The sequence below is a fragment of the Streptomyces sp. Qhu_M48 genome, assembly GCF_051305195.1.
Taxonomy (GTDB): domain Bacteria; phylum Actinomycetota; class Actinomycetes; order Streptomycetales; family Streptomycetaceae; genus Streptomyces.
In genome coordinates this window covers 3969748-3994509 of sequence record NZ_CP195432.1, presented here as the reverse complement: position 1 = coordinate 3994509, position 24762 = coordinate 3969748, and the positions used below count along the sequence as shown (strand labels likewise).

Here is a 24762-nt window from a genome sequence, read left to right as displayed (position 1 = left end):
CGGGTCAGCAGCACAGCCAGATCCTCGAACCGTTGAGGATCAACAACTCCGTTCAGGAGCGTGTCCCGTCGGTCGGGTCGACCTCGATGCGGCACCAGCCGGTCTCGACCTCATACGACTCCCACGACGCCGATCTGGAACTCCAGCCAGCCCCGATGAACCGCTCGGCCACCCACGATGCACTCGGGGCTCCTGCCAGGCCGCCACACACGTTGTTGTTGATCTCATGCCAGACGGGATCGAGCGGCTGTCCCTCATCGGATATGTCCACAGCTGGATTATGAAGCAGACCCCGCAACCCGTGATCGCACAAGCCAAGCGGCCAGGGCACCGCGCGGCGACGACGACGCTTCGATGTCGCAGGCCTTCGGCGACATCGCGGACGCGATCCTGCACCTGCGCGCCACCGGCCAGGTCCCGCCCTCCCTCACGACGGAGGCACTGTGAACCACGCCGGCGGCCTGCGTCCCGCGCCGGTCGCCGAGAGCGACATCGAGCTGGCCCGCAAGCTGAGCCTGACGGACACCGGATTCACCGACCTCCTCTACGGCAGACGCGGACAGGGCGCGGGCCATTCCGTGAGCGCCCGCGACCACGGAATGGCCACGTCGGCATGTTCCTGACCTGGGCGCGGCCGGGCCGGTACCTGGAGGGGGACGAGATCGGTCTCCTGATGGTCATTCGCGCGACCGGCCGCGCCCACCGCCGCGACCTCACCAGTGATCTCATGCCCGCCGGCGTCATCATGCTCGGCGTCGAGATCGCCGCCCGCTACCTCCACGAGGACTCAACCACGAGCACGACCCCCGGGGCTCGAACCGCTCGCCGCCGCCATCAGCACCCTGTGGCCCCTGCCCGACGAAGAGCCCCCGCACGTGGACGGGCACCTCTCCATGGCTCTCGTGCGCCTCGTCAACGGCCCGCTGAGAAGGTCGTTCACCCCGGCCGACGTTCAGCCCCTGCGGTCCCTCGCCCGCGCCCTGCCCGCCTCAGGCAGAGATCAAGAGATGCAGCTGAGGTACGCGGCCCGGATCTGCACCAGCGTCTCCCGCCGCGCATTCCGCAGTGCCAGCATGCCCGCCGTCCGCGAATCCGTTCTCACCATCCGCACGCCCCGGCACATCTAGGAGCTCCGACGCGACGACGCCGCCGCCCCGTCGGCCCAGGAGTAGCCGCCGCAACACCTCAGCAGCTGGACACACGCCCCGCCTGGTTCCACCGATGCTGTTGGCGAAGCCGGGACTGCGCTCTGTTCCACTGGCCATCGCGTGGAACAGAGCGCAGGCAGAACCAAGAGGGGCTACAGGGGGCGGATCATTTCCGCCTGCGGACCCTTCTGCCCCTGGGTGACCTCGAACTCCACCCGCTGATTCTCTTCCAGGCTCCTGTATCCGTTGGTCTGGATGGCTGCGAAGTGCACGAACACATCTGCGCCGCCATCGTCCTGGCTGATGAAGCCGTACCCCTTGTCGGCGTTGAACCACTTCACAGTGCCTGTTGCCATCGGTCCCGCTCCTCCATCCGGTGCTACGGAGCGATCTTGACGCCCCGGCCGCAGCTCAGTCGTAGCAGACTCCGGCACTTGATCATGGCCTCCCGCCGCGGGTGAAATCCTCCGTCATTCCTGCACCTCACCCATGGGGATGAACCCCTGGCCGCGCGGTCCTCCCTGAGGGCTGCTGCGCACCGACCTGCCGAGCCGGGGTACAGAATTCTACCGACCCCTTGTTGTCTGCGACTGTGCGTCAACTTCTTTTTCTAGATTACTTCTGATGCTGGCTCAGTGGCCGTCTGTCACGGTGCGAGAGGGAGCCGCTGATGATCCGTAGCCGCAGGCGGCATGTCCGGAGTTCAGCGCGTACGGCACGGTGCGTAGTTGCCAGGGAGGGGAGCGTGGCGGGCCGGATGGCCTCGCCGGTGTGGGTGGTGAGTTGGCGGTGCAGTTCTGACAGGTATCGGCCGAGTTCCTCAAGGTGGGACCACAACGCCTCGTCCAGGGTCGAAGCGTCGTGCCGGTAGACCGGGGAATGTCGGCCCCGGCAGGCGATGGCCAGCCAGCGCCATACGGCGCGTACCGAAACGTCCACAGTTTGGGCACCGATCCGGATGTGTACCAAGGTGAGGGGTCCCGCTTCATTCATGGATTCCGGGACACCGTGGCTGTCGAGTGAAGAGCATTGGAATGGGCATCTGCGTGTCAGCCGACTGTCTGGTGTGCTACGTCCCTCGTTCGGGCCACGACAGCAATCTCGTCACCCCCATGGCAGCCAGACCCCCTGCCCTGTGTCATGTGAGAGAGAGCAGGTCGGCAAGGGCTTCAATGTGGCGGGGGTCAGTGCCACCCGACCCGACCCACAGGGCATGAAAAAAGGCCGACGCAGTCGCGTGCCTGCAAGTCGGTTCGTCATGACGGCCGTGATCCGGCAGCTCTTGGCGCTACGGGGCGCAAACGCCTCGCGGGTTTTCACGCCGAGCTCCCCGACGACGTCCGGACAGACCGATCAAGAGCCCTTCAAAGCTTGGCCGATCTCATTCGCACTGGTCAGGGGCATGACTGGTATCCGAATAGCCAGACTCGTGCTGGTGGGAGTGCGTGGGCGGCGGTCACTTTCGGTGCAGGTCGTAGGACTGCTGGCCTCCGTCGGTGACGTTGCCGGCCGGGTAGGCGCCGTGGCGGTTCGGCCGAGGGCCAGCGTCCTGCCCGCACCGTGCAGGAGGGGCCGTCGTCGCGTCCAGGGGGTTACGCGTCCGGAGCGGTCGGCGGGACGGCGCCGGCGGTGACCGCGGGGCGTCGGAAGAACGGGGCCTGCCGTTTCGAAGCAATCGGGGCCAAAAAACGGGGGGCACAGCCAGGAGTATGAGGAATGAGGCATGCCCAAGGACACCATCTGCGCCCCAGAGCATTTGACGGCCGGGGGCGTGAGCGGAGATTCGCCGGGTACGCGGGGTCACACACGACGAAGCGTCACCGCATCACCGAGGAAGTGGGGTCCAACCATGATGATCGCCGGAATCATCGCTGTCTGCGTGGTACTCGCCGTTCTGGCGTTCTTCCTGCCACGCCTCTCCAAGCACCCTGAGCGCGGCACCCAGAAGACTCTCGGCCTGGGTTCCCGCGCGGGCGGCAAGGCTCCCGGCCCGCTGGGCCGCCTCTTCAGCAAGCCGTTCCGCAGCAGCTCGAAGGCGGTCGGCAAGAGCGGCTCCGCCGGCCGCCGCATTCGGGGTCACATGCCCTTCTGACTCCGCGCGCCTCTCGGCCCGGCCCCCGACTCCCGTCGGGGGCCGGGCCGCGGTGTGTCTGCGGTGGGCCGGACTTCTGGTGCGGAGATCCGTCAGGAGCCGGCGATCTCACGCGGCGGGGATCTCGTTCGAGAACGCTCCGACCGAGCGGCTGATGCCGACGCCGGTCGTGGGGCGGTGCTCGGTCCGCGTCACCGGTCGGGGTGGATGCTTCAGCGGGTGACCGGCGGGGGCGGCGGCCCCGAACGGCTGCGCCCGCGCGGGCTGCTGGGCGGACGCCGCGTGGGTTTCCGCGGCCCGTAACCCGGGCCGCAGTCACCGCCTGTCCTTCGGCTTCCTGCGTGCGGCCTCGGCTTCTGCGTCTTCCAGAGCCTTGCAGAAGGGGCACGTCAGGCTCTCGTGACAGTCCCGGTCGGGGGCATCCGTCCGGTACGCGCCCAGAAGCTCGGCGCGCACTCCGGAGACATACTCGTCGTGCTTGCGTGAATGCTTCGTCATGACCGAGGCAACGGCAGATTCCGTGGGCGAGGTGCGGACCGTGGCGAATGCCAGCAGGACAAAGACATCCGCACACGCGTGGGCCAAAGTCGTCACGATCTGATCACAGAGGGTGTCCGTCGTGGCTCGCCCCGGTCTCCGCTCAGAGCCGCGGTCTGTCTCCGGCGTGCCCGCGGGCACGCCCTCCCGGGCTGGCGCGCGTCGTCCACCGGATCCAGTCGAGCCGTATCCGCCCCCGCGCTTCTCGGAGAGCGCCCCCGACGACTTACCGAGGCCTTGCCTGCTCTTCACCTCCCGGTCTCAGCCGACGGATACAGCTCTCCCCGGGCCGCACGAGCCAGCTGATGGCACCGAGAACGAGACACGATCCCTGGACCGCTCACGGAGCGGCCGTGGACGGGCGAAGTGGACGTCAGCTGCTGCGACGACCGACCGCCAGTGTCAGTTCAAGGACCCGGTGTGGCGATGCGAGATCCGGAAACAGCTCCCGCAGTTGCGACATCCGGTACCGGACCGTCTGGGGATGGACGAACAACGCCGCCGCCACCTCGTCCCGCCTGCCCTGGTGCAGCAGCCACGCTCGCAGCGTCTCCTCCAGCCGCCGTGCCGTCGCGACAGGCAGGGTCCTCAACGGTGCGAGGGCTCGGGCACGCAGGTCAGCGAACGCGTCCGCGTCGGCGCTGAGCACCAGCTCGGGCAGGTGGTCCTCGGTGTCGCGAATATCGGAGGAGAGGGAGCGCGCGCGGACGGCTCGTGCGTACGAGGCGGATGCGCGAGTCCATGGCCGGGCCGGGCCGACCACGGCGGTGCGGTCGGTCAGCTGCCGCAAGAGGTGTGATCGGTCGGCATCGGGGACGAGCAGCACACCGGTGGCGTCCGGCAGATCGTCGAGGACGAGGGTGCTGGGGTCGAGCGCGCGGTAGGCAGGCCGGGCCTGGGCGGCGGGCAGCAGGACCGCGGTCAGCGACACCGGAGGCTGCCACCCGGCCCGTTGAACCGAGGCCAGCAGCGCGTCCGGGCTCGCGCCGGCGAGGAGCTCGCGGGCCAGCTGTTCCAGGTGGCGTTCGTGGGCCATGCCCCGCGCGGCCAGTTCGTCGGCGTGGCCCGCGGCGCTCGCGGCGGAGAGCTCGTCGATGTAGGCGAAGGTCAGCTCGGCGAACTTGGCGACCTCGGCGGCGGGCAGACCTACGGGTACGGCACCCGCTGCCAGGCATCGCCAGGCCACGCGGGCGCCGACGCGGTATGCGCTGAGCAGGGCGTCCATCGAACGACCGGAGCGCACCTCGCCGCGACCCAGCTCGTAGGCCGCGTCACCGGCGTCGCCGCCTGTGGCGTTCCCGCTCGCGAGGTCCAGGTAGTGCCCCAGAGCGGTGCGGACGGCTCGGCGGATGGTGCCGCCCATGCGGCCCGAGAGGGCATTGGCGTAGGGAGGGACCTCGTCGATGATCGCCTGGACGACCTCGTCGGCGGTGGTCTTCAGCGCGGCCCGAAGTGCGGTGACCGTCGTCTCATCGAGGGCCAGTTCGCTGGCCCTCCGGATTGCGTGGCTCACGTTTTGTTCCCTGCGAACAATTCAACCGATTAGATCTGCGTCCTGCGGTCAGGACTTTACGCCTTGAGGAGTAGCAGGCTGGAGTCATGACGAGTGCAACCCTCCGCAGCAGGGCGTGGAAACTGCTGGAGATGGTCACGACGCCGCTGCTGCCGTCGGACTACCTCGACCTGGTCAGCCCGCTGCGTGCGGGCGCTGACCTGCGGGGACGTATCGAGGCCGTGCACCCCGAGACGGGTGACGCCGCGACGATCGTGCTCAGGCCGGGGCGGGGCTGGCGCGGCCACACCGCCGGTCAGTACGTGCGGATCGGGGTCGACGTCGACGGGGTGCGCCTGTGGCGTGCCTACTCCATCACCTCGCCGACAAGCCGCCGGGACGGCCGCGTCACGATCACGGTGAAGGCGATCCCGGACGGGAAGGTCAGCAACCACCTGGTCCGCAGGGCGAAACCGGGCACGCTGGTCCAGCTCGACCAGCCGACCGGTGACTTCGTGCTGCCGCAGGCCCAGCCCGCCAAGGTGCTCTACCTGACGGCCGGCAGTGGCATCACGCCCGCGATGGGCATGCTGCGGGACATCGAGTTCGACGACGTCGTCATGGTCCACTGCGCGCCACGGCCGCAGGACGTGATCTTCCGCGACGAGCTGCACGACCTGGTCGCGGACGGGAAGCTGCGTCTCACCGAGGTGCACACCGACACGGACGGCATGCTCGACATCGCCCGTCTCGACGAACTCGTGCCCGACTGGGCCGAGCGCGAGACCTGGGCCTGCGGGCCCGCGGGTCTGCTCGACGCCGCCGAAGAGCACTGGACCGAGCACGGCGTGCGAGAGCGCCTGCACACCGAACGCTTCCGCCCCCGCATCGTCGTCGCCGGCGACGGCGGCGAGGTTACGTTCAGCGTCACGGGCAAGACGGTCGAAGCGGACGGCGCCACGCCGTTGCTGGACATCGGAGAGGAGGCCGGCGTGCTCATGCCCTCCGGGTGCCGCATGGGCATCTGCTTCGGCTGCGTCACGCCGCTCCACGCGGGTGCCGTCCGCGACCTGCGCACCGGCGAGATCACCCGGGCCGAGCCAGGCGTCCTCATCCAGACCTGCGTGTCCGCCGCTGCGGGCCCCTGCGACATCGAACGGTAGGAGCACCTTGACCGCCATTGACCCCACCGCCCACCTGACCGCGGAGCAGATCGAGGAGCTCGGCCGCGAGCTGGACGCGATCCGCGACGAGGTGATCGCCAGCCGCGGCGAGAAGGACGCCGCCTATATCCGCAAGGTCATCTCGGCGCAGCGCAAGCTCGAGCTGGTCAGCAGGGGTGTGCTGCTGTTCTCCCTGTTCCCGCCCGCGTGGCTGCTGGGGACCGCCGGACTGTCCGTGGCGAAGATCATGGACAACATGGAAATCGGCCACAACGTCCTGCACGGCCAGTGGGACTGGATGCGAGACCCGAAGATCCACTCGACCACGTGGGAGTGGGATCACGTCTCGCCGTCCGAGCAGTGGAGGCACTCGCACAACGAGCTGCACCACACGTACACCAACGTGATCGGCAAGGACAACGATCTGGGCTACGGCATCATGCGCGTCGACGAGGACCAGAAGTGGCACCCGCTCCACCTCGGCCAGCCGCTGTGGAACTTCATCAACGCCTGCTTCTTCGAGTACGGCATCGCAGCGTACGACCTGGAGCTCGGCAGGAACCTGCACAAGCGCCGCCGCAAGAATCCGGAGTTCCGCGCGCGGGCCAAGGCCGTGGGCCGCAAGATCCGCAAGCAGGTGCTCAAGGACTACGTGATCCACCCGCTGCTGTCGGGCCCGTCGTTCCTCACCACGCTCGCCGCCACGTTCACCGCGAACCTGGTCCGCAACGTCTGGTCCCACTCGGTGATCATGTGTGGGCACTTCCCCGAGGGCGTGCAGGTCTTCGAGCGCCGGTCGATCAGGGGCGAGACTCGCGGCCAGTGGTACCTGCGCCAGATGATGGGCTCGGCCAACATCAGCGGCAGCAGGGTCATGCACTTCATGACCGGCAACCTGTCGCACCAGATCGAGCACCACCTGTTCCCGGACCTCCCGAGCAACCGGTACGCCGAGGTCGCGGTGAAGGTGCGCGCGCTGTTCGAGAAGTACGAGCTGGAGTACGTCACCGGGCCGCTGCCCAAGCAGGTGTTCTCCGCGTGGCACAAGGTTTTCCGGCTCTCGCTGCCGAACAAGAAGCCCCAGGTCAAAGCGCCGGACCGCGAGCAGGAGCTCGTCGCGGCCTGAGTGCCGGTACCGCCCGCTCACTCCGGCGCCCCTCCCGGGGACGCGCCACGACTGCCGCCGAGGACGCCTGGTTCCAGCACGGCGTGCTGATGTGGACCGGATGGCGGACGCCGGGAACGAATAGGCGGATGCCTCATGCGCATCAGCTGTAACGATCCGGCAGCCTCCACGTCGTGATCTCGGTGCCTGCAGGCGGGGGCGGGGAGGAAACGACTCGGCCCACCGGGGCGCGGGGCCCGCCGGAGTCCGGCGGGCGTGGGTGCGGTCTCAGGCCGCGGCCGCCTGGTTCGCCGAACCGGCGGCGCGGCGGTACTCGGCGTTGATGCGTCGGGCCTCTTCGAGCTGGTCTTCCAGGATGACGATGCGGCAGGCCGCCTCGATCGGGGTGCCCTGGTCGACGAGTGCTCGGGCGCGGGCCGCGATGCGCAGCTGGTAGCGGGAGTAGCGGCGGTGGCCGCCCGAGGAGCGGAGCGGGGTAATGAGTCGGGCTTCACCGATGGCGCGGAGGAAGCCCTGGGTGGTGCCGAGCATGTCGGCGGCCCGGCCCATGGTGTAGGCGGGGTAGTCGTCGTCGAGACGGCCAAGCATGTCGTCTGCGGTCATTTCACCTCTCTGCGGAACGCGTGGAGGGGCCCGGGTGCCTGCCGGCACCCGGGCCCCGAAGGAACTGCTACACCATCTGCCGACCTCGGTCCCGCGTCGGCCTTCTGTTTCCGCCGACCCGACCTGAGCTTCGTCGGGGGTGCGGGGATCGCGGATGCGTGACCGGAGACCACCTCACTGACGATGTCCTGCGGTACCCGGACTCGCGTGGCGTCCGGGCGATCCTGATGGCGCCTCAACTCCTCCGTTCTTCCCTCTGGGGATCAACTGCTACCTGCGGGTACTGCTGTACTGCGGGAACTACTGCTACTGCTCCACTTGGTACTGCTGGTGATGCGAACTGCTCAGTGGCCTGAAGTAGCGCCACTCTTCGGCAGCCAGCCCCGTCGCCCATCCTGCGTCTGCTCTGGCTTAGAACCCCACTGCCGAACTTCCCGGTGCGCGCGCTCGCAGCTGACGCCTTCACCGAGGTACCGCTCACTTACTGCACTACTGGGTACCGCTGGGTACTGCGAACTGCGCTTACTACGGGTACTTCCACTGCGTTGACTGCGGTACTTCTCTTGGCGGCCCCTGATGACCGCGAGCCACCCGGTCCGGTCGTCAGCCCCGTCGCCGTCCTGCAACAACCCTGGCTTCGGAACTCCACCACCGCACCGTCCTGCGTACTGCAACCGCCAGAACTGCAGGTATTGCCGCTCGGCAGTTGATCTCTGCCGGGCCCCTTGGTCTCTCTGCGGTACGAGAGAAACCATAGCCACATCACCGATGGATGTCTACTTCGGCCGTCATAGATTTTCGCGTAGCCGGCGAGCAGGTAATCGTCCCGTCCGAGAGGGGCCTGCCGACACAGCCTCGACCGGGTGGCGGGCGTGCATGCGTGCGGCGTCGGTCACCTCCACGGCGTCGAACCTCAGCTCCACCATGGGCGTGCGCCGGGCCGCGCGGACCGCGGCCTTGAGAGCCGCCGCGCACGCCGAGTCGACCGCTCCGTCTCCGCCCGGGCTCCCGCCCGTCACCGCGTCCGCGAACCGCTGACCGGCGGGGAGGACCACGCGAGCCGGCCAGGCGGCAGGAAGGACCCTGCCGGCCCCGTGGTGCAATGGACCCAGTCCGGTGCCCCGAGGCACGGGGCGTTCGCTTATCCGGGGCGCATATCCCGGGCGGCATCGAGCAGCAAGGGGTCGCTGTGAGCGCAGGAGAACCGGACGGCGGACGGGCCTCTCGTCCTGAGGCAGGCGGAAGCAGTCATCGCAGGGCGATGACCTTGGCGGGAGTGCTGGAGGCTGCGGAGGCCGCGGCGCCCGTGGAGTCGCTCGACGTGGTCGCGCGCATGCTCAGGGACCACCTCGAGGCCGTCTCGGTGTCGTTCCTGATCACTGACTTCACGGCCAGCTCGGTCGTACGCCTGGGGGCCGCGGACAGCGTCGAGACCGATGAGCCGGCCCGGCGGATCCCGCTGCGCGGCACCCTGTACGAGGACGTGATCCGCAGCCAGCAGCCGCAGGTCGAGCACCGGGGCGACAGCCAGCACGTGCGCGTCGTCGCCCCCGTGACCAACCGCGGAGACGCCATCGGCCTCCTCGAACTGTTCCTGCCCTCGGCCCCGGACGCGGAAGTCATGCGGGAGATCGGCGAGACCGCGCACGCGCTCGCGTACATCGTCATCGCCAACCGGTCCCACACCGACGTCTACCAGTGGGGGCGGCGCACCAAGCCGCTGAACCTGGCAGCCGAGATCCAGCACCGCCTGCTCCCCGCGTCACTGGCGTGCGAGGCTGCGCAGTTCGCGGTCGCCGGCGCCCTGGAACCCGCGGAGCACGTCGGGGGCGACACCTTCGACTACGTCATCGACCGAGACACCGTCCAGCTGTCGGTGACCGACGCCATGGGCCACGACGTCGACGCCGCGCTGCTCGCCACCCTGGTGGTGGGCGCGCTGCGACGGGCCAGACGCGAGGGCGCCGACCTCGCCGAGCAGGCCCGCCAAGCCGACCGGGCCATGCGTGACCACGGCCGCAGCGGCTTCGTCAGCGGGCAGCTGCTGCGCATCAGCCTGCTCGACGGCCGGACGGAATTCGTCAACGCCGGACACCCCTGGCCGCTGCGGATGCGAGACGGAAGGGTCCAGGAGATCGTTCCGGAAGTCGACCGGCCCTTCGGCCTCAGTGTCCATCCGTCCGAGGCCAACACCTACCGGGTGCAGACACTGGACCTGCGGCCCGGGGACCGGCTCGTCATGCTGACCGACGGCATGCTGGAACGCGACGCCGAGAACCTCGACCTGCACGACCTGATCATCCGCACCCGCGCGCTGCATCCCCGCGAAGCAGCCCGCACCCTCATCAAGGCGATCGTCGACATAGGCCACGGCCACCTCGACGACGACGCCACCGTCATGTGCCTGGACTGGCACGGCATCCACTACTCCGAACGGGACGCCGCCACCGGCGCCGACCTCACCGACGCCTCTCCGCCCAGCGACAGCGGGACCACCCTCCCCCGGCGATGACTGCGGGGCTCCCCGCCCCGAGGCCTTGAACCAGCCCCGTGGTGGCCCACGCGTGGTGATCGCCGGAGAACGCCGACGCCGTCGGCTGTCGGCTGTCGGCTGTCGGCCGGGGCGGCGGCCCCGAAGAGACCGGACATGTCACGCGCGGGCCTTCGGTCATCGGGTCATGACCTCCTGCGCAGGGGCGGCCGTGGCTTTCCGAGGGGGGCGACGACGTGTGCCGGCAGCACGCGCTCCGCGCACAGCAGGATCGCGGCGCCGGTCAGGACCACGAGCGCCAGGACCGTCCACAGGTGCCATGGACCGGAGTCGAGCAGGAATCCCAGCAGCATGGGCGCGATGGTGCGGCCCACCGACCAGGACAGCTGATACGTCGACAGGTACCGTCCCCGCAGGTGATCGGGGGCGGCCTGGATCGACAGGCTCTGCGACGGTGCGGAGTGGACGAGGAGGCGGTACCCGCTTGTCCCCGTCGAGGCGGTCGTCGTCGGGGGTCACCTACCAGCAGCGGCCTCATCGCGTCGAAGGCGGCATTCAACCGGGCGGCGCGGACATCCCGCCCCCACCCGACCCCGGAGCTCCACCACCACGTCGGAGTCCGACTCGATCACCACAGCCGCGCTGTCGAACCCCGAGTGCGTGCGCGGCACCAGGTGCCGGCCGCCGAGGACGACAACGCCCTGTCCTGCTCCCGGTGTACTGGCCGATCAACGGCGGCGACCCGGCACGCGGGTGAATCAGTCACACCCTCGACGCCAACCTCCAGAGGACCGCCGTACCACTACCGTCTGGCTGCCCAACGGGTCCAAGGCCGCCGGTGACAGCCCGAGCGGCTCCTTTGCCTACAAGCTCAGCCAGACCACACCGTTGCGCCCCTCGGTGGCGCAGCTCAAGGCGGACGGGTCGGCTACCGCACCAGCTACACCCTCTACGACTCGTTGCCCCGCAAGATCCAGACCCAGACCCCCGGAGTCAACGGCGGCTGGGCGCAGTACTGCGATCACCCCTCCGTGAATCGCCCCCCGTTGGCTGGGGTCATGCCGGTCATTGTCTCCGGCCGTTCGGGGGACACTCGGGCCGCATCCGGCGCCTTCCTCCGCCGCGCCGGGCATCCCTTGGTGGAACGAAAGGGAGACCTCATGCCGCTCTATCTATCGAGGTTCAGCTACACACCGGAGACGTGGGCGAGGCTGACTGCCCACCCCGAGGACCGCGCGAGGGCCGCTCAGGCGTACATCGAATCCGTCGGTGGAAAGCTCCACGGATTCTGGTACGCCTTCGGCACGCACGATGGCTACAACCTGTGGGAGGCCCCCGACAACGTGTCCATGGCCGCGGTTGCGCTGGCGATCAGCGGAGGCGGCGCGCTCAGCTCCTTCGAGACGACGGTTCTCCTGACCGTCGAGGAAACCATGGACGCCCTGCGCAAAGCCGAACAAGTCCAGTACCGGGCGCCGGGCAGCTAGCGGTCCAGGCCGGTTCATTCTCGGGTGGCAAGATGCGTGGCTGGCGCCCCCGCCGGCTGATCGCTCGGGCGCCTCAGCCTTGTATGAAGGCTGGTATCAGGGCCGCAACGACCGTTCAGCGGTGGCCAGCGTTACCTCGGTCTCGTCGCTCCATGAGCAGACCTCCAACCACGAGAGGTAGCCGCCCTGCGCGAAGAGCAGGACCTCGCCGGGGCACTCTCCGTCCTCCGTGAGGATCGGGGCCTCGGCGGCCACCACAGTGCCTGGGCCGGATGGCGCCGGCCGCACCGCGTTTGTGTCGAGATCGAAGTACGCGGTGCCACAGCCACACGTGCAGCGGCCTCGCACGCGGATGTACGGCACTTGCAGGCGAAGTGCACGGTGGACTGGATCGTCTTCGCCGGTAACCGCCTCCAGCACGAGGGCCACATCGGCGGACAGTGTCCCCTTCACCTAGTCACCGTAACCCCTGCCAGATGGCGTCCCTGCGCGGCCCCACGACTGGTAGCGCCGGGCCGGTCGAGGTTCGACGAGACGCACCGACGGTCAATCACGACGCAGTGAGGATCTGGCACTCCGGATGCGGCCGACTGAGCTCCGCCAGCTGCATACTCCCCCGCTTTCCTCCTCTACGGCTCTGCGGACTCGGCGGCTCCTACGATTCAAGATCACGATGGGTGGCCAATAGATGACCCCTTGTCAGCGGCGCGTCCTACATTGGTCGGTCGCGCGGGAAGCGCGTGATCGACCAAGCGAGGGGGACTTCGGTCTTGCCGTTCATCAAGGGGTACACCAAGCAGGACGGAACACCGGTCCAGGCGCACTGGAGGGCGCCGGCCGGGACGAGACAGCAGACCGCGTTGGCCGTCGGGATCGTGGCGGCCGTATTCGTCTTCGGTGGGTCCAGCTCGTCGACGCGCAGCGGAACGGGCACGGAGGGGTTGCCGGCGCCGCGGTCCTCGTCGGCTGTGACCTACCCGATCACGTGGCCGGACTGGGAGAGGAAGACGCCCCGCCCGGCCCCGGCCGTCTCGTATCCGGTGCGCTGGCCGGAGCAGACGCAGACCGCACCGCGCCCGGTGCCGACCGTGTCGTACCCGATCAAGTGGGACCGGAACGGAGACGCACGGTGAGTCGGCGGCGCCCGGCTAGACGACGGTCACGGAAGGCTGACGGCACCGAACAGCTTCTCCTCGTCCTCGGCGGCTTGGTCATCGCGGGGGCGGTGGTGGTGGCGGTCGTGGACTTCCTGCGCGCGCATCCATGGGTCCCGGTCGTCCTGATGCTGCTCGTTGGCGGTGCTACAGCGGCCTGGGTGGTCAGACGGCGACGAGCCGCTCAGTGGGAGCGGGTACGTGTGAAGGGGCTGCGGTACGCCCTGACGCAGCTGGACGCTCTGCACCACCGACAGTTCGAGCATGCGGTGCGGGACCTGATGCAGCGCGACGGGTGCGTGGACGCGGTGCAGGTCGGCGGCGCCGGGGACAACGGCGCTGACGTGAAGGCCACCGACCCGTAGGGGCGGCGGTGGGTGATCCAGTGCAAGCACCGGCAGGCGGGTCTGTCCGGAGCTGCGGTGGGCAGCCCGGATCTGCAGGTCCTCAACGGCACCGGTCGGCCGGTGCACAGGGGCGACGTCGTCGTGCTGGTGACCAATGGACGGTTCTCGAAACCGGCGGTCGACTTCGCCCGCTCTCAACGACTGCACCTGGTCGACCGGACCATGCTGGGTGACTGGGCAAGCGGCTCACGGCCTTTGTGGGAGCTGCTGCGGGCCGTACCGCCGCCGCGTCGGCCCCCGTCTGGCTGACTGGATCCCGCACGCGGAAGCTCCGGGAGTCATGACTCCCGGAGCTTCCTCGTGTCCGGCCGGGATGGTCGGTCATGCGATGCCGAAGCGGCCTCGGGCAGTGGCAGGGCGGGCTCACCGGCCGCGCGCGATGCGGCTTCCCTGCTTTCGAACCTCCCCTCAGGGCCTTCCTTACCGTTTGAGCCGGCCCATTCTTCGCACTCGCGTACGTCAACCTAGCCACCTTCAGTTCAGCCTTTCGTGTGGCGCATGGGTGCCAGGCAGCGGTGTCATCAGGTCAGCACGGGAGGTACGCGCGCGGGCTGTGCTCCAGGGGTGGCCGGCGGGGTCTTGTAGGGAGCCCGGCAGAGGGTGGCAGCGCGGTGGCACACCGTGTCGACAGCGGTAAACCCACCGGGCGGCACTGGCCAAGACCTCTCCACCCCGGCTGTACCCGGCACTGCGGAGGCGGTGAGCTACGGAGCGTTCCGGATCCGTCCTCCCGCCCTGTCCGTAACCCGCGTCCGGGAGGAACGGGGCCGCCGCGCACCATCGACCGATTGGAGACGTCAGCATGAGTACACCTCCTTCCGTCCCGCTCCGGGTCGCCCTCGTCAACGGAAGCTTCGAGCAGCCCTCCGTCACCGACATGGCCTTCCTTCCGGACGCGTCCCAGACCCAGGCTCCACGGCACGTCCCGGGCTGGCTCACCACCGCCACCGACCACATGGTCGAGTTGTGGCACTCCGGGTTCAACGGTGTGCCCTCCGCCGAGGGCGAGCAGTTCGCCGAGCTCAACGCCAACCAGGTCTCCACCCTGTTCCAGGATCTGCCAACCACCCCCGGCACCAAGCTGTACTGGCGGCTCTACCACCGCGGCCGGCAGGGGCAGGACACCATGGCCCTGGACATCGGCGCCCCGGGTAACGCGGTCGAGCAGCGCACCTTCACCGACGGCAACACGGCGTGGGGGTACTACACCGGTACGTACACCGTCCCGGCCGGGCAGACGACCACCCGTTTCGCCTTCCGGTCCGTCTCGGCCGCCGGCGGCAACCGCGGTCTCGGCAACTTCCTCGATGGTGTGTTCTTCGGTACCGCACCGTACGTGGTACTCACCAAGGCCGCCGTGCCGGCGGGCCCGTTGGACGTGGGTGATGTCGTCACGTACCGGATCACCGCCAGGAACGAGGGGGGCGGTGCCGCCGAGCGGTTCACCCTCACCGACGTGCTGCCCGCGGGGACCACGTACGTGCCCGGGTCACTGCGGATCATCGACGGTCCGAACGCGGGAGTGAAGACCGATCAAGCGGGTGACGACCAGGCCACCCATGACGCGGCGGCCGGCACGGTCGTCTTCCGGCTCGGCACCGGTGCCTCCGCCTCCCAGGGCGGCAGCCTGGCCAACACCGCGGCTCTGCCGGAAGGCACCACGGTCGAGTACCGGGTGACGCTCGGTCTGGAGACGGCGGGCACCCGTGTCACCAACACCGCCACCGCCACGTACGAGAACCGTCTCGGTTCCACCCCGGAGCCACTGACATCCACGTCCGACGAGGCCGTGACCGAGGTCAGGCCGGCCGCGGACCTGAACGTGACGAAGGCAGCCGACGCGACCACCGTGACCGTCGGGCAGACCGTGACGTACCGTCTGACCGTCCACAACGCCGGCCCCAGCCCGGCGACCGGCGTCACGGTCACCGACCGGCTCCCGAACGGGCTCGCCTTCCTGTCCGCCGACGCCGACCTCGGTTCCTACTCCCCCGAGACCGGGCTGTGGTCGGTCGGCTCGTTGGCCGTCGGCACCCGCTCGACCCTCACCTTGCGGGCGAAGGCCACCAGGCCCGTCCGCGTCACCAACACCGCCACCGTCACCGCCGTCGAGAAGGACCCCGATCCGGCCGACAACACGGACTCCGTCACCGTGTGCGTCGAGCCCGCCCCGGCCTGCTGCGCCCCTTGCGTGCCCCGAACCTGAGCCGGCGTGGGCTTTGAAACCCACGTCCTGAAACGCGGACACCCCCATCCCCACCCCTTCGCGGTCGGCTGACAACCGCGACGTGGCTCGGGCCCTCGCTCTTGCGCGGGGGCCCGAGGCACGTCGGGGATTCGCCTGCTGCGATGCCGCGCCCGTTGTCCGTTCGTGGCCTCCTACACCGGGTCGCGTCCGAGGACGTGGCGGCGGCGCTGTGCTCCCGTCCCGACGGCGGCCTCGACCGACGCGAGTGGCGGGAGAGAATCCCCGAGGCTCGATACCGCCGGACCTGCGCGCAGACGGCGTATCCCGGCGTGCGCAGCGGGCCCGTCGGCCCTGGTCCGCGCTCGGGCGTGCCATCACCTGTCCGCGACCCGCCATGACATCGCCTGGTCCGCTCCCACCCGTACAGCCGTCGTCGAGACTTTCACCGCGCGGGCAGGGCCGACTGCTCACCGTGTCCAAGCGCAGTCCGGCGTACGTGACGGATTCCTTCTCGCGCGGGCGAGCCGACTCGTCTTCTCGAAGCGCGGGGAGCGGCCGAGGCAGGGGCGGCGCCGATGATGGCGATGCCTCGGTCCGCCCGGCACCCCGCTCGCCCCGGTCTCGGCCGGCGCGCGCGGTTCCGGGACGACGTGGCTCACGTGCTCGCACTGATTGTCGGTGGACTCACTCCTTCCGGTCATCGGGACCCCCTCACCGTCACGCCTCCGGCCCGGCACGGTTATGCACAAGCACTCATTGGGTCGGGTCCGGGATCGACGGGCCTGCGGAAGACAGGTGACGGAAATGCGAACTGAGGCCGCCAAGCGGGTCGAGCTGGTCTTCTCCCTCTTCGACGCCAACGGGAACGGGGTCATCGAATCCGACGACTTCGACCTCATGACGGACCGTGTCCTGGAGGCGGCGGTGGCGTCGGACGAGGGCGCGCGGGCCGCCGTCCGCGCCGCGTTCCGCCGCTACTGGACGACGCTGGCCACCGAGCTGGACACCGATGGCGACGGTGTCATCACCGTCGACGAGTTCCGTCCGTTCGTGCTCGACCCGGAGCGCTTCGGACCCACGATCGCCGAGTTCGCCGAGGCGCTCGCCGCACTCGGCGACCCCGACAAGGACGGCCGGATCGAGCGCCCCCTCTTCGTCTCGCTGATGACGGCGATCGGGTTCGAGGAGGCGAACGTCCACGCGCTCTTCGACGCCTTCGGCCCGGACGCCGAGGACCGCATCCTCGTGGCTACGTGGGCGGCCGGCATCGAGGACTACTACGCGCCGGAGATGGCCGGGATCCCGGGCGACCAGCTGGTGGGCGTCGGAGCCGTCTGACACCGGCCGTCAGCGGGCGCCCCCGGAAGCTGTCGCGCGTACCCCGTCGATCGACGCTCACCGTCCCGGGACGGGCGGGCGGCGGCTGCGGTGACGTACCCGAGCGGCCGCGGCTGCCTGCAGGCGTCCTGACGTGCGGCCTCGCGATGGGGCCCGCCCCGCCCTCCGTCTACCCCACTGCCCGTCGATCGGCCGTCGCCTGTCCCGGCGCCGTACCTGCCCGGGATCCGCGGTGCCGGGACCCCGGGCGGGGCGTCAGGGCCGGGGTTTGTGGGCGAACACCCAGCGGTTCCCCTCCAGTGCGTCGTTCGGCTCGGGGAGCGGACCGCGTCCGTGGCGGAGGGTGAAGTCGAAGGGCGTGTGCATCGAGGTGGACCAGCCCCTGGCCGTCAGGTCGCCGGCGGAATCAGGTCGTGGGCCCAGGTCGAAGAGGTCGAGCAGGTCGATGCCGATCTGCTCGCGCGTCGCCGTGTAGATCGCGCTGCCGCGGTACGCCAGGAGGTCCTTCTCCAGTTTGGCCTCGAAGGCCAGAGCGCTGCCTCCGGTGGTCAGTGTGTCCACCGTGTCGATGAGGTACGTCTCGGCGGAGCTCGGGAGATAGAAGAGGAGTCCTTCGGCCAGCCAGACACTCGGCGCGGACGGGTCGAAGCCGGCGGTGGTCAGCGGGGTGACCCAGTCCGCGCGCAGGTCGACCGGCACGGGGACACGCTTCACTCTCGGGGCAGCCGACAGGTCCGTGAGCACCTGCCGCTTGAAGGCCAGCACCCCTGACCTGTCGATCTCGAAGACCGTCAGGTCCGACGGCCAGTCCAGCCGGAAGGCCCGCGTGTCCAACCCCGCTCCGAGCAGGACAACTTGGCGGGTGTTCGTGCGCACCGACCGGAGGAGGAAGTCGTCGAGGACCCTGGTCCGCAGACCGAAGTAGCGGGCGAACCGTCCCCACAGCGGGTTGTCCTCCCCGTCCGGGGCCTGCTCGATGCGTACCGGCCAGTCCGCGCAGACCGGGGCCGCGCGCACGAAGTGTTCCGCGTAGACGTCCTGGACGAGGCTGTCGTCGTGGTGGGTCTCGATCGCCCGTGCCGCGGCGACCAGGAGGGCGGTCAGGCCCACTCCTCCGTCCACGCCTTCCATCTCGGTCCGCTGCGGTGTCGCGCTAGCCATGGTTCCTCCGTGGGCGGGAGTGGGGAGTGACAGGTGTCTGCTCGTCGGACGAGGGAGTCCGTCTGTCGGATGGGTGGTTCCGCTGTGCCGGGTTTCCCGCTCATCGGCTCGTTCGCTCCGGGAGCAGGACGGGTTTGATCACGCGGCCCGCGTCGCAGTCGCGTTCGGCCTCGTTGACTTCGGACAGCGGGTAGCTGCGGATCAGCTGGTCGAAGGGGAAGCGTCCGGCCCGCCACAGTGCGGTCAGCCGGGGTATCAGCAGTCCGGGTACCGCGTCCCCTTCGCAGATGTGGCGGATGCTGCGGCCTCGATCGAGGGTGCCGGGGTCGAGTGACAGGGCGGTGTGGAGGCGTGCCACCAGACCGAGGGTCCCGGTGGGGCGCAGTGCGTGGAGCGCGTCGTTGATGAGGGAGGCGGAGGCCGTGGTGTCCAGGGCGTACTGTGCGCCGCCGTCTGTCAGCCGTCTGATCTGTTCGGGCAGTGCGGCTGTTCGCGCGGGCACGGGTACCGCGCCGAACCGTTCGGCGAGGGCGAGTCGTTGGGGGTGGCGATCGACGGCCACGGTCCGTACACCGGCGGCGGTGGCCGCCATCACCGCGGCCAGTCCCACAGCTCCGGCGCCGAGGACGGCCAGGGTGTCGCCAGGGCCCGCACGGAAGGTGTTCAGCACGGCGCCGGCGCCGGTGAGGAAGCCGCAGCCGAGGGGGCCGAGCAGTTCGAGCGGCAGGGTGGGGTCGACCCGGACGGCGTTGCGGGCCGGGACGAGCGCGTATTCGGCGAACGAGGACTGTCCGAACCATCGGGGTGCCAGCGCTCTCCCGGTCGCGTCGGTGAGCCTCGGCGGCTCCTCCTCGCGTCCTCCGAAGAGGTTGAGGGACGCGAAGGAGTCGCAGTAGGCGGGGGCTGCTCCGCGGCAGCTCCGGCAGTGTCCGCAGGAGTCGAAGCTCAGCACGACGTGGTCGCCCACGTCGATCGCGGTGTCGGGGCCGCCGGCCGATCGCACCACGACCCCGGCGCCCTCGTGGCCGAGGACGGCCGGCAGCGGGCTGCGGCCCGCGGATCTCCGGACCGCGAGATCGGTCCGGCACATTCCGGCGCCTGCGATCTCGACCAGGAGTTCGCCGACGGCCGGTTCCGTCCGCAGGTTCACCTCCTCGACCGTGAAGGGGTCCCCGTACGCGCGCAGTACGGCGGCCTGGAACCTCATCGTCACGTCTCCCTCGGGCGGTGGACGACGAAGGGCCGGAGGTTGCCGTAGAACCCCCACGGTCCGCCTGCGACGCCTACCCCGCTGTCCTTGACACCTGCGAAGGGCTGGGCGAGGGACAGTTCGGCGTGGTGGTTGATCCAGGCCGTGCCGCAGTCGAGCCGGTCGGCCACTGTCTCGGCCCGGTCGAGGTCGGTGCCCCAGACGGAGCCGCCCAGGCCGAAGCCGGTGCCGTTGGCCGCGTCGACGGCTTCGTCGAGGCTCCGGTACGGCAGTACCGGCAGGACGGGGCCGAACTGTTCCTCGGTCACCACCGGGCTGTCGGGCGGTACGTCGGTGAGGATCGTGGGAGCGAAGAAGTGTCCCGGCCCGTCCAGGCGGTGGCCGCCGGACGCTGCCCGGGCGCCGTTCGCCAGGGCTTGCTCCGTGATCTGTTCGACCCGGGTCAGTTGTGGGATGTGGTGTACGGGTCCGAGCCGGGTTTCGGGGTCGAGTCCGGGCCCTACGGCGACGGACTTCGCGCGCTGAGCGAGGGCCTCGACGACCTCGGAGTGGAGTCGGGCGGGTACGTAGACGCGTTTGACCGCCATGCAGACCTGCCCGCAGTTACGGAACGCCGCCCAGAACAGCCGGTCCGCGAGCCCGTCCACGTCGACATCGTCCAGCAGGATGGCCGCGTCGTTGCCGCCCAGCTCCAGGGTGACCCGGGCGAGCGAGGCGACCGCCGCCGTGGCGACGGCACGCCCGGTGGGCACCGAGCCGGTGAAGGTGACGTGCCGGATGCCCGGGTGGGACGCGAGGCGGGCGCCGAGGGGTTCGCGTCCTGTGACGACGGTCAGGACGTCCTCGGGCAGGACGGCGGCGAGGACGGCGCCGAGCAGCCGGGTGGCGAGCGGGGTGGATGGTGCCGGTTTGAGGACCACCGTGTTGCCCGCCGCGAGAGCGGGCGCGAATTTCGCCGCCGCGAGCTGGAGGGGAAAGTTCCACGGCACGATCGCGGCGACGGGTCCCAGGGGGCGCCAGCGGACCTCGCTGTGTACGGGCCGGCCGTCGTCGATCCGGCGGGTCCGGGGGGCCAGGTGGGCGAAGTGACGGAGCCGGGCCGCGACGCGGGCGACCTCGGCGTACGACTCGGCCAGGGGCTTGCCCTGCTCTCGGGTGAGCAAGCGGGCCAGGTCGTCGGCGGCCGCCTCCACGGCGTCGGCCGAGCCGCGCAGCGCTGCGGTACGGGCGGCGGGGTCGGAGCGCCAGCGGTGCCAGGCTCGCTCGGCGCGGGCGACGATGTCGTCCAGCTCGTCCGGCTGCTGGTCGGGGGCCTCGTCGAAGGTCTCCCCGGTGGCCGGGTCGACGACGGGTAAGCGTGCGGCCCGGCGTCCGGGGACGCGGTCGGCCTCAGGTGTCGGCATTGCGGGCGGTCAGCCCACGGCGGGGACGCCGGTGGCGTGGTCCCGGGCCTGGCGGTCCATCTCCGCCCGGAAGGCGGCCACGAGGTGCGGCTGGATCCGGCCCGCGTTGCGGTCGCCACCTTCGCAGACCGCTCCCCGCACGCCCACGATGTCCGTGCCCATGCGGGTCAGCTGACCGAGATCCGCCTGCCTGACACTGCCCGCGAGGGCCGCGAGCAGACCGGATGCGTGGGACAGCCGTACGAACTCGGCGCAGACCTCAGGAGGTACGTGGTCGAACAGCCGCGTCCCGTCCTTGACGGCGGTGTCGAGCATGGCCGCGTCGGCACCGGAGCGGAAGGCGATGTCGGGCACGGCGAGCGGGTTGACGCAGCCGATGCGGTGGGCGTCGGCGTAGCCGGAGGCGACGACGAGCGCGTCCGGGCGGTGATCCTTGACCGCCCGGACGACCGCGCGCATGACCTCGATGCCCTGATCGGGCGTCGTGCATCCGTAGAGACCGACCTTGATGTAGCTGGCACCGGAGACGACCGCGCCGAGCGCGGCCTGCGCGACCGTGCCGGGCTTGTACGGGACGTCACCCACGGTGGCGGACACCGGCTTGTCCGCCGGTACCGCGTCGCGGATCTCTCGGATGACCCAGGGGAAGTTGGCGCCGAGCGAGCCCTCGTCGGGCTTCTTGACGTCGACGATGTCGAGGTGCTCCGCGGCCTTCGCGCAGTCGAGGGCTTCCTCGACACCGTCCGGGGAGATGAGAAGCAACATCATGAGCTCCTTCCGCCGCATGTCCACCTGCCCGAGGACAGGGGTGCGGGTCGCCTGGTTCATGTGCGGTGCGCTCATCATTTCCGCACCTCGGGGACGCCGGTAGAGCGTGCGGAGTTCTCCAGGGGGCGCGCGTGGCTCCGCGGGGCACGCCGTGCATAGCGGGGTGAAACGGACTCCACCGGTGACGGGGCGGCGTCGTCCTGGCTTTGGAGCCCGCACCAGGCCCGTCAGGCAGAGGCCTCCGGGGCCCGGGAGCCCCGCTTCTGGCCGGTTGATGTCCGAGCGGCAGCCGGACCTGCCGTGCAGACGTGGGTCCCGGGGCGAGTCAGAGCCGCGTAGGGGCCCGGCGGCCGCTGACGGAGGCTGAGACCCGTGAGGCCGCGCTCCGACCCGTACGGCAGCGCCGCGAGGGCTCCTGGAGGGTGCCGGTTGCCTTGGCGAGCACGGCCGTCGCGTGATGGGTAGCGTTCACGTCAGGGGCTGCACCGTGGCAGGAAAGAACACCGCCCCCTCCCCCGCGAGGAAGTCCGCCAGATCGGAAGGCGGGCCGCGGGCCGGCATGCGCGATCTGCCGCCGGACTCCGAACTCGGCCTCGTCGACGGCACGGACGCCGCGTGGGACCGCTCACACCTCACGGTGCGAGATCGTCCTGTTCGGGCTCGTCGAAGTGGACCACGCCGTCCTCGTCGAGGCGCGGGTGGAGAGCGGCCGGGGCGTGGGCGCTGACGTCGGACGGGCGCGGGCCTTCCGGCCCGTCGGGGCCCCAGCGCAGCAGGCGCCGGGAGCGGGCGATCCGGTAAACGGTGCCGTGGGCCTCTACCTCGTCGCACCGGCCCGCGCGTAGCCGGTCCGCTGCCTTCGCGAACTCCGCCAGTTCCGCGACCGCCGGGCCGTCGGCGGTGGCCGGCGTGCGGGCGTCGACAGCGCGGTCGGCTTCGTAGGGAATCAGACCACGTGTGCGCGGCTCCATCCAGGTCAGTGCGAAGTCAAGGGTCCGGCGTGCGTCGTGGGCCGTGGGTTGCAGCCCACTGCCCGGTGTCCATGGCCCGTCGCCCGACCTCTCCACGATCAGGAACGCCGCCGGCATGAGCAGGACGTCGGGGTGTGTTTCGACGGCCCGCGCCGAATCCTCCAGCACAGGGGTGGGAAACCTGGTGCCGGTGTAGGCCAGGGAGCGCAGCGACAGTCGCTCAGCTGCCTGGAGGGGGGTGACAGGTTCCTCCGGGTCCAGGACGAGGCCGTCGTCGACTCTCGGGCCTGCTACGGCAGCGCCGGGGCTCCAGTCAGGGGTGAGGGGCTCGGGGTCGGTGGGGCGTGGCGTTTCGATGTCGCCGTGCTCGTCGGTGCCGGCGTACTCCTCGGCCCGCACCACGCGGTAGCGGGTGCCGAGCACCGTGAGTTCGTCGACGCACTCGCTCTCCAGCCGGGCGACCGCCGCCAGCAAGGCACGCCGCTCCTCCCGGCTCGTCGCCTCGTCCTTCGCCCGGAACCACAGCAGGGAGTTCAGCGCGTCGCGGGCGTCCTGCGGGCAGCCGTGGGTCACCTCTACGACCACCCGCCACCGCCGGCCGCCTGCCTCGCTCGGCGTGGCGACACCGAACAGCGGCCCTCTGACGGCGAGGGTGCTGTTGCGGACCGCCGCGTCGAGGGCGTCGGCCTCCATCGCGGCCTCTACCGGCTCCACCGGAACCCTCACCACTACCGGCCATCCGCCGGCCCCCGCGCTCTCTCCGCTCATGACACCACTGTGGCGGCAACGGTGCCTCCGCATCACGGTTTCACCGGATCGTTCACCCCGGCCGGACACACCCCTGTGTCTCCTCCCCCTGCGGTGTCGGGCCTCCCTGGTCCAGGTCCCGGCAGATGCGGAAGAGGTGCCGGGTGCCGGTCCCACCAGGACGGTTCGGACCGGCCGGGCGCGAGGCCGACGAGGATGAGCCGCCCACCGCGGTGCCGGGTGTCGCGAAGCTCCCGTACGGAAGAGGAGTCTGCGAACTCCACGCGGGCCACGTCGAGCAGAATTCGCTCAGGATTCGCTCCGTCTTCGGGGTCCACGCGCTCTCGAACGCCCCTCGTCGCGCACCGGTGCCGCCCCGTCTCCCGAGTGCCGTGACAGTGTGCCCTCTCTCGATGTCCTTGCTCCCGGTGTCCTCACGGGCATCGGGAGCGGAACAGGCCGCGACGGATCAGGGCGACGACGGTCATCGAGACGAGTCCGGCGGGCACCCCGCCGCCTTGCCTGGGGAAGGGAGGAAGCCCACGGGCGACGGCGGAGGCAAAGGCCGACGGGCTCTCCAGCGGTCTTCGGACCTGCACGGGCGCGAGTACACGGCCTTGGAGTCGGGGTCGGTCGGCTGGCAGCCGGAGCGGCCGCACGGCTTCGACGCGCTCCCCTACCTCTGGCTGCTGCACCGGGGGCCGACGCGCGACTGGCCGGCCTTCCGCTGGGACGGTCACCACACGGCGACGTCCTGGGACCACCTGGAGTCCTCGCTCGAACTGCTCCTGGACTCGTGGATGGAGCAGCTGCCGTTACACCTGCCGGGCGACTGGGCGTCGTTCGTCGTGGGGTGCGCGCGGGACCGGCCGCGGCATCTGCGGGTCGGGTACAGCCAGGACCGCGGGCAGCTGTCACTGATGGTGGATCACCGGACCACGGCCGAGGAGCCGGGCCTGGAGGAGACCATGCAGGAGCGGGGCTGGCAGGTGCGCGACCGCGGCTGGTGGCGGGCGGTGTTCGCGGAGGAGGACCCCGCAGCCGCGCGGTCGGCCGCCCGGCTGTTGGTCGCCGACGTCCGCGCCCGTCGCTCTTCCTGCCCGGACGAGCTGGTGGCCTGGGAGCTGACGGTCAACGACCACGGTCGGCTGTGGCTGCCGGGCATCGGCATGCCGGTGAACTGAACCCGGCCCGCGCCCCGGCCGGCAGTCCGGCCGATCCTGCGGCTCACCGGCCCCCGTGGGCTCTGGTGGGCTGGTGCGGCGCGGACCGAGCG

At 70.2% G+C, this 24762-nt stretch carries 23 protein-coding genes and 1 pseudogene; 11 read left to right on the top strand and 13 right to left on the bottom strand.

What is annotated here, in order from left to right:
• Positions 1 to 52: 52 nt before the first annotated feature.
• Complete coding sequence (locus tag ACRRSS_RS18235; protein WP_435972187.1) at positions 53 to 271, bottom strand: hypothetical protein; 219 nt, start codon at positions 269 to 271, stop codon at positions 53 to 55.
• Between the two features lie 172 nt (positions 272 to 443).
• On the opposite strand from ACRRSS_RS18235, the gene ACRRSS_RS18230 reads away from it, so the two are divergent.
• Together ACRRSS_RS18230 and ACRRSS_RS18225 are read left to right on the top strand one after the other, a co-directional pair.
• Entirely contained in the window at positions 444 to 623 is a 180-nt protein-coding gene (locus tag ACRRSS_RS18230) for a hypothetical protein (protein ID WP_435972186.1), read from the top strand.
• A 270-nt stretch (positions 624 to 893) separates the two neighbouring features.
• Positions 894 to 1127, top strand: coding sequence for a hypothetical protein (locus ACRRSS_RS18225; RefSeq protein WP_435972185.1), 234 nt, complete (start codon positions 894 to 896; stop codon positions 1125 to 1127).
• 173 nt (positions 1128 to 1300) lie between these two features.
• Here ACRRSS_RS18225 and ACRRSS_RS18220 read toward each other — a convergent pair whose 3' ends face one another.
• Complete coding sequence (locus ACRRSS_RS18220; protein ID WP_435972184.1) at positions 1301 to 1504, bottom strand: cold-shock protein; 204 nt, start codon at positions 1502 to 1504, stop codon at positions 1301 to 1303.
• A gap of 1493 nt (positions 1505 to 2997) precedes the next feature.
• On the opposite strand from ACRRSS_RS18220, the gene ACRRSS_RS18215 reads away from it, so the two are divergent.
• Entirely contained in the window at positions 2998 to 3240 is a 243-nt protein-coding gene (locus tag ACRRSS_RS18215) for a DUF6411 family protein (protein WP_073814571.1), read from the top strand.
• 315 nt (positions 3241 to 3555) lie between these two features.
• Here ACRRSS_RS18215 and ACRRSS_RS18210 read toward each other — a convergent pair whose 3' ends face one another.
• Positions 3556 to 3834, bottom strand: coding sequence for a hypothetical protein (locus ACRRSS_RS18210; RefSeq protein WP_435972183.1), 279 nt, complete (start codon positions 3832 to 3834; stop codon positions 3556 to 3558).
• Positions 3835 to 4150: 316 nt separating this feature from the next.
• Complete coding sequence (locus tag ACRRSS_RS18205; RefSeq protein ID WP_435972182.1) at positions 4151 to 5290, bottom strand: PucR family transcriptional regulator; 1140 nt, start codon at positions 5288 to 5290, stop codon at positions 4151 to 4153.
• An 86-nt stretch (positions 5291 to 5376) separates the two neighbouring features.
• Between ACRRSS_RS18205 and ACRRSS_RS18200 the strand changes: the two genes are divergently transcribed.
• Together ACRRSS_RS18200 and ACRRSS_RS18195 are read left to right on the top strand one after the other, a co-directional pair.
• The gene (locus tag ACRRSS_RS18200) at positions 5377 to 6432 is read left to right on the top strand and encodes a ferredoxin reductase (protein ID WP_435972181.1); all 1056 of its coding nucleotides are present in this window, start codon (positions 5377 to 5379) and stop codon (positions 6430 to 6432) included.
• Positions 6433 to 6439: 7 nt separating this feature from the next.
• On the top strand, positions 6440 to 7558 hold the full coding sequence (locus ACRRSS_RS18195) for a fatty acid desaturase family protein (protein ID WP_435972180.1): 1119 nt from the start codon (positions 6440 to 6442) through the stop codon (positions 7556 to 7558).
• Between the two features lie 267 nt (positions 7559 to 7825).
• Here the strand turns inward: ACRRSS_RS18195 and ACRRSS_RS18190 are convergent, their stop codons facing one another.
• Complete coding sequence (locus tag ACRRSS_RS18190; protein WP_435972179.1) at positions 7826 to 8161, bottom strand: MerR family transcriptional regulator; 336 nt, start codon at positions 8159 to 8161, stop codon at positions 7826 to 7828.
• A gap of 1261 nt (positions 8162 to 9422) precedes the next feature.
• Between ACRRSS_RS18190 and ACRRSS_RS18185 the strand changes: the two genes are divergently transcribed.
• Positions 9423 to 10673, top strand: a complete 1251-nt coding sequence (locus ACRRSS_RS18185) for a PP2C family protein-serine/threonine phosphatase (RefSeq protein ID WP_435972178.1) — start codon at positions 9423 to 9425, stop codon at positions 10671 to 10673.
• A gap of 164 nt (positions 10674 to 10837) precedes the next feature.
• Here ACRRSS_RS18185 and ACRRSS_RS18180 read toward each other — a convergent pair whose 3' ends face one another.
• A complete protein-coding gene (locus ACRRSS_RS18180; RefSeq protein ID WP_435975367.1) occupies positions 10838 to 11053 on the bottom strand; it encodes a hypothetical protein in 216 nt (71 codons plus the stop codon).
• Between the two features lie 759 nt (positions 11054 to 11812).
• On the opposite strand from ACRRSS_RS18180, the gene ACRRSS_RS18175 reads away from it, so the two are divergent.
• Positions 11813 to 12139: a GYD domain-containing protein gene (locus ACRRSS_RS18175; RefSeq protein ID WP_435972177.1), complete on the top strand. Its 327-nt coding sequence runs from the start codon at positions 11813 to 11815 to the stop codon at positions 12137 to 12139.
• Positions 12140 to 12235: 96 nt separating this feature from the next.
• On the opposite strand, the gene ACRRSS_RS18170 is transcribed toward ACRRSS_RS18175, so the two are convergent.
• A complete protein-coding gene (locus tag ACRRSS_RS18170) occupies positions 12236 to 12592 on the bottom strand; it encodes a hypothetical protein (protein ID WP_435972176.1) in 357 nt (118 codons plus the stop codon).
• 520 nt (positions 12593 to 13112) lie between these two features.
• On the bottom strand, positions 13113 to 13244 hold the full coding sequence (locus ACRRSS_RS18165; protein WP_435972175.1) for a hypothetical protein: 132 nt from the start codon (positions 13242 to 13244) through the stop codon (positions 13113 to 13115).
• Here ACRRSS_RS18165 and ACRRSS_RS18160 point away from each other — a divergent pair.
• The 3 genes and pseudogenes from ACRRSS_RS18160 to ACRRSS_RS18150 all read left to right on the top strand — a co-directional run bounded on the left by ACRRSS_RS18160 (position 13245) and on the right by ACRRSS_RS18150 (position 17226).
• Positions 13245 to 13949 (top strand): annotated as a pseudogene (locus ACRRSS_RS18160) (restriction endonuclease). It abuts the gene before it with no gap.
• Between the two features lie 553 nt (positions 13950 to 14502).
• Complete coding sequence (locus ACRRSS_RS18155; protein ID WP_435972174.1) at positions 14503 to 15906, top strand: DUF7507 domain-containing protein; 1404 nt, start codon at positions 14503 to 14505, stop codon at positions 15904 to 15906.
• Between the two features lie 786 nt (positions 15907 to 16692).
• A complete protein-coding gene (locus ACRRSS_RS18150) occupies positions 16693 to 17226 on the top strand; it encodes an EF-hand domain-containing protein (protein ID WP_435972173.1) in 534 nt (177 codons plus the stop codon).
• Between the two features lie 255 nt (positions 17227 to 17481).
• On the opposite strand, the gene ACRRSS_RS18145 is transcribed toward ACRRSS_RS18150, so the two are convergent.
• The 5 genes from ACRRSS_RS18145 to ACRRSS_RS18125 all read right to left on the bottom strand — a co-directional run bounded on the left by ACRRSS_RS18145 (position 17482) and on the right by ACRRSS_RS18125 (position 23507).
• Positions 17482 to 18387, bottom strand: coding sequence for a class I SAM-dependent methyltransferase (locus ACRRSS_RS18145; protein WP_435972172.1), 906 nt, complete (start codon positions 18385 to 18387; stop codon positions 17482 to 17484).
• A 100-nt stretch (positions 18388 to 18487) separates the two neighbouring features.
• Complete coding sequence (locus tag ACRRSS_RS18140) at positions 18488 to 19594, bottom strand: NAD(P)-dependent alcohol dehydrogenase (protein WP_435975366.1); 1107 nt, start codon at positions 19592 to 19594, stop codon at positions 18488 to 18490.
• 2 nt (positions 19595 to 19596) lie between these two features.
• Positions 19597 to 21000, bottom strand: coding sequence for an aldehyde dehydrogenase family protein (locus ACRRSS_RS18135; protein ID WP_435972171.1), 1404 nt, complete (start codon positions 20998 to 21000; stop codon positions 19597 to 19599).
• Between the two features lie 9 nt (positions 21001 to 21009).
• The gene (locus ACRRSS_RS18130) at positions 21010 to 21765 is read right to left on the bottom strand and encodes a (5-formylfuran-3-yl)methyl phosphate synthase (protein WP_435975365.1); all 756 of its coding nucleotides are present in this window, start codon (positions 21763 to 21765) and stop codon (positions 21010 to 21012) included.
• A gap of 635 nt (positions 21766 to 22400) precedes the next feature.
• Positions 22401 to 23507, bottom strand: a complete 1107-nt coding sequence (locus ACRRSS_RS18125; RefSeq protein WP_435972170.1) for a DUF5954 family protein — start codon at positions 23505 to 23507, stop codon at positions 22401 to 22403.
• Positions 23508 to 24103: 596 nt separating this feature from the next.
• Between ACRRSS_RS18125 and ACRRSS_RS18120 the strand changes: the two genes are divergently transcribed.
• Complete coding sequence (locus ACRRSS_RS18120; RefSeq protein ID WP_435972169.1) at positions 24104 to 24670, top strand: hypothetical protein; 567 nt, start codon at positions 24104 to 24106, stop codon at positions 24668 to 24670.
• Positions 24671 to 24762 lie beyond the last annotated feature (92 nt).

Coding starts and splice junctions, on each gene's coding strand:
- ACRRSS_RS18150 (WP_435972173.1), top strand. CDS start 16,693: ATGCGAACTGAGGCCGCCAAGCGGGTCGAGCTGGTCTTCTCCCTCTTC.
- ACRRSS_RS18175 (WP_435972177.1), top strand. CDS start 11,813: ATGCCGCTCTATCTATCGAGGTTCAGCTACACACCGGAGACGTGGGCG.
- ACRRSS_RS18155 (WP_435972174.1), top strand. CDS start 14,503: ATGAGTACACCTCCTTCCGTCCCGCTCCGGGTCGCCCTCGTCAACGGA.
- ACRRSS_RS18220 (WP_435972184.1), bottom strand. CDS start 1,504: ATGGCAACAGGCACTGTGAAGTGGTTCAACGCCGACAAGGGGTACGGC.
- ACRRSS_RS18200 (WP_435972181.1), top strand. CDS start 5,377: ATGACGAGTGCAACCCTCCGCAGCAGGGCGTGGAAACTGCTGGAGATG.
- ACRRSS_RS18140 (WP_435975366.1), bottom strand. CDS start 19,594: ATGAGGTTCCAGGCCGCCGTACTGCGCGCGTACGGGGACCCCTTCACG.
- ACRRSS_RS18145 (WP_435972172.1), bottom strand. CDS start 18,387: ATGGCTAGCGCGACACCGCAGCGGACCGAGATGGAAGGCGTGGACGGA.
- ACRRSS_RS18185 (WP_435972178.1), top strand. CDS start 9,423: ATGACCTTGGCGGGAGTGCTGGAGGCTGCGGAGGCCGCGGCGCCCGTG.
- ACRRSS_RS18215 (WP_073814571.1), top strand. CDS start 2,998: ATGATGATCGCCGGAATCATCGCTGTCTGCGTGGTACTCGCCGTTCTG.
- ACRRSS_RS18190 (WP_435972179.1), bottom strand. CDS start 8,161: ATGACCGCAGACGACATGCTTGGCCGTCTCGACGACGACTACCCCGCC.
- ACRRSS_RS18125 (WP_435972170.1), bottom strand. CDS start 23,507: ATGAGCGGAGAGAGCGCGGGGGCCGGCGGATGGCCGGTAGTGGTGAGG.
- ACRRSS_RS18225 (WP_435972185.1), top strand. CDS start 894: ATGGCTCTCGTGCGCCTCGTCAACGGCCCGCTGAGAAGGTCGTTCACC.
- ACRRSS_RS18130 (WP_435975365.1), bottom strand. CDS start 21,765: ATGTTGCTTCTCATCTCCCCGGACGGTGTCGAGGAAGCCCTCGACTGC.
- ACRRSS_RS18135 (WP_435972171.1), bottom strand. CDS start 21,000: ATGCCGACACCTGAGGCCGACCGCGTCCCCGGACGCCGGGCCGCACGC.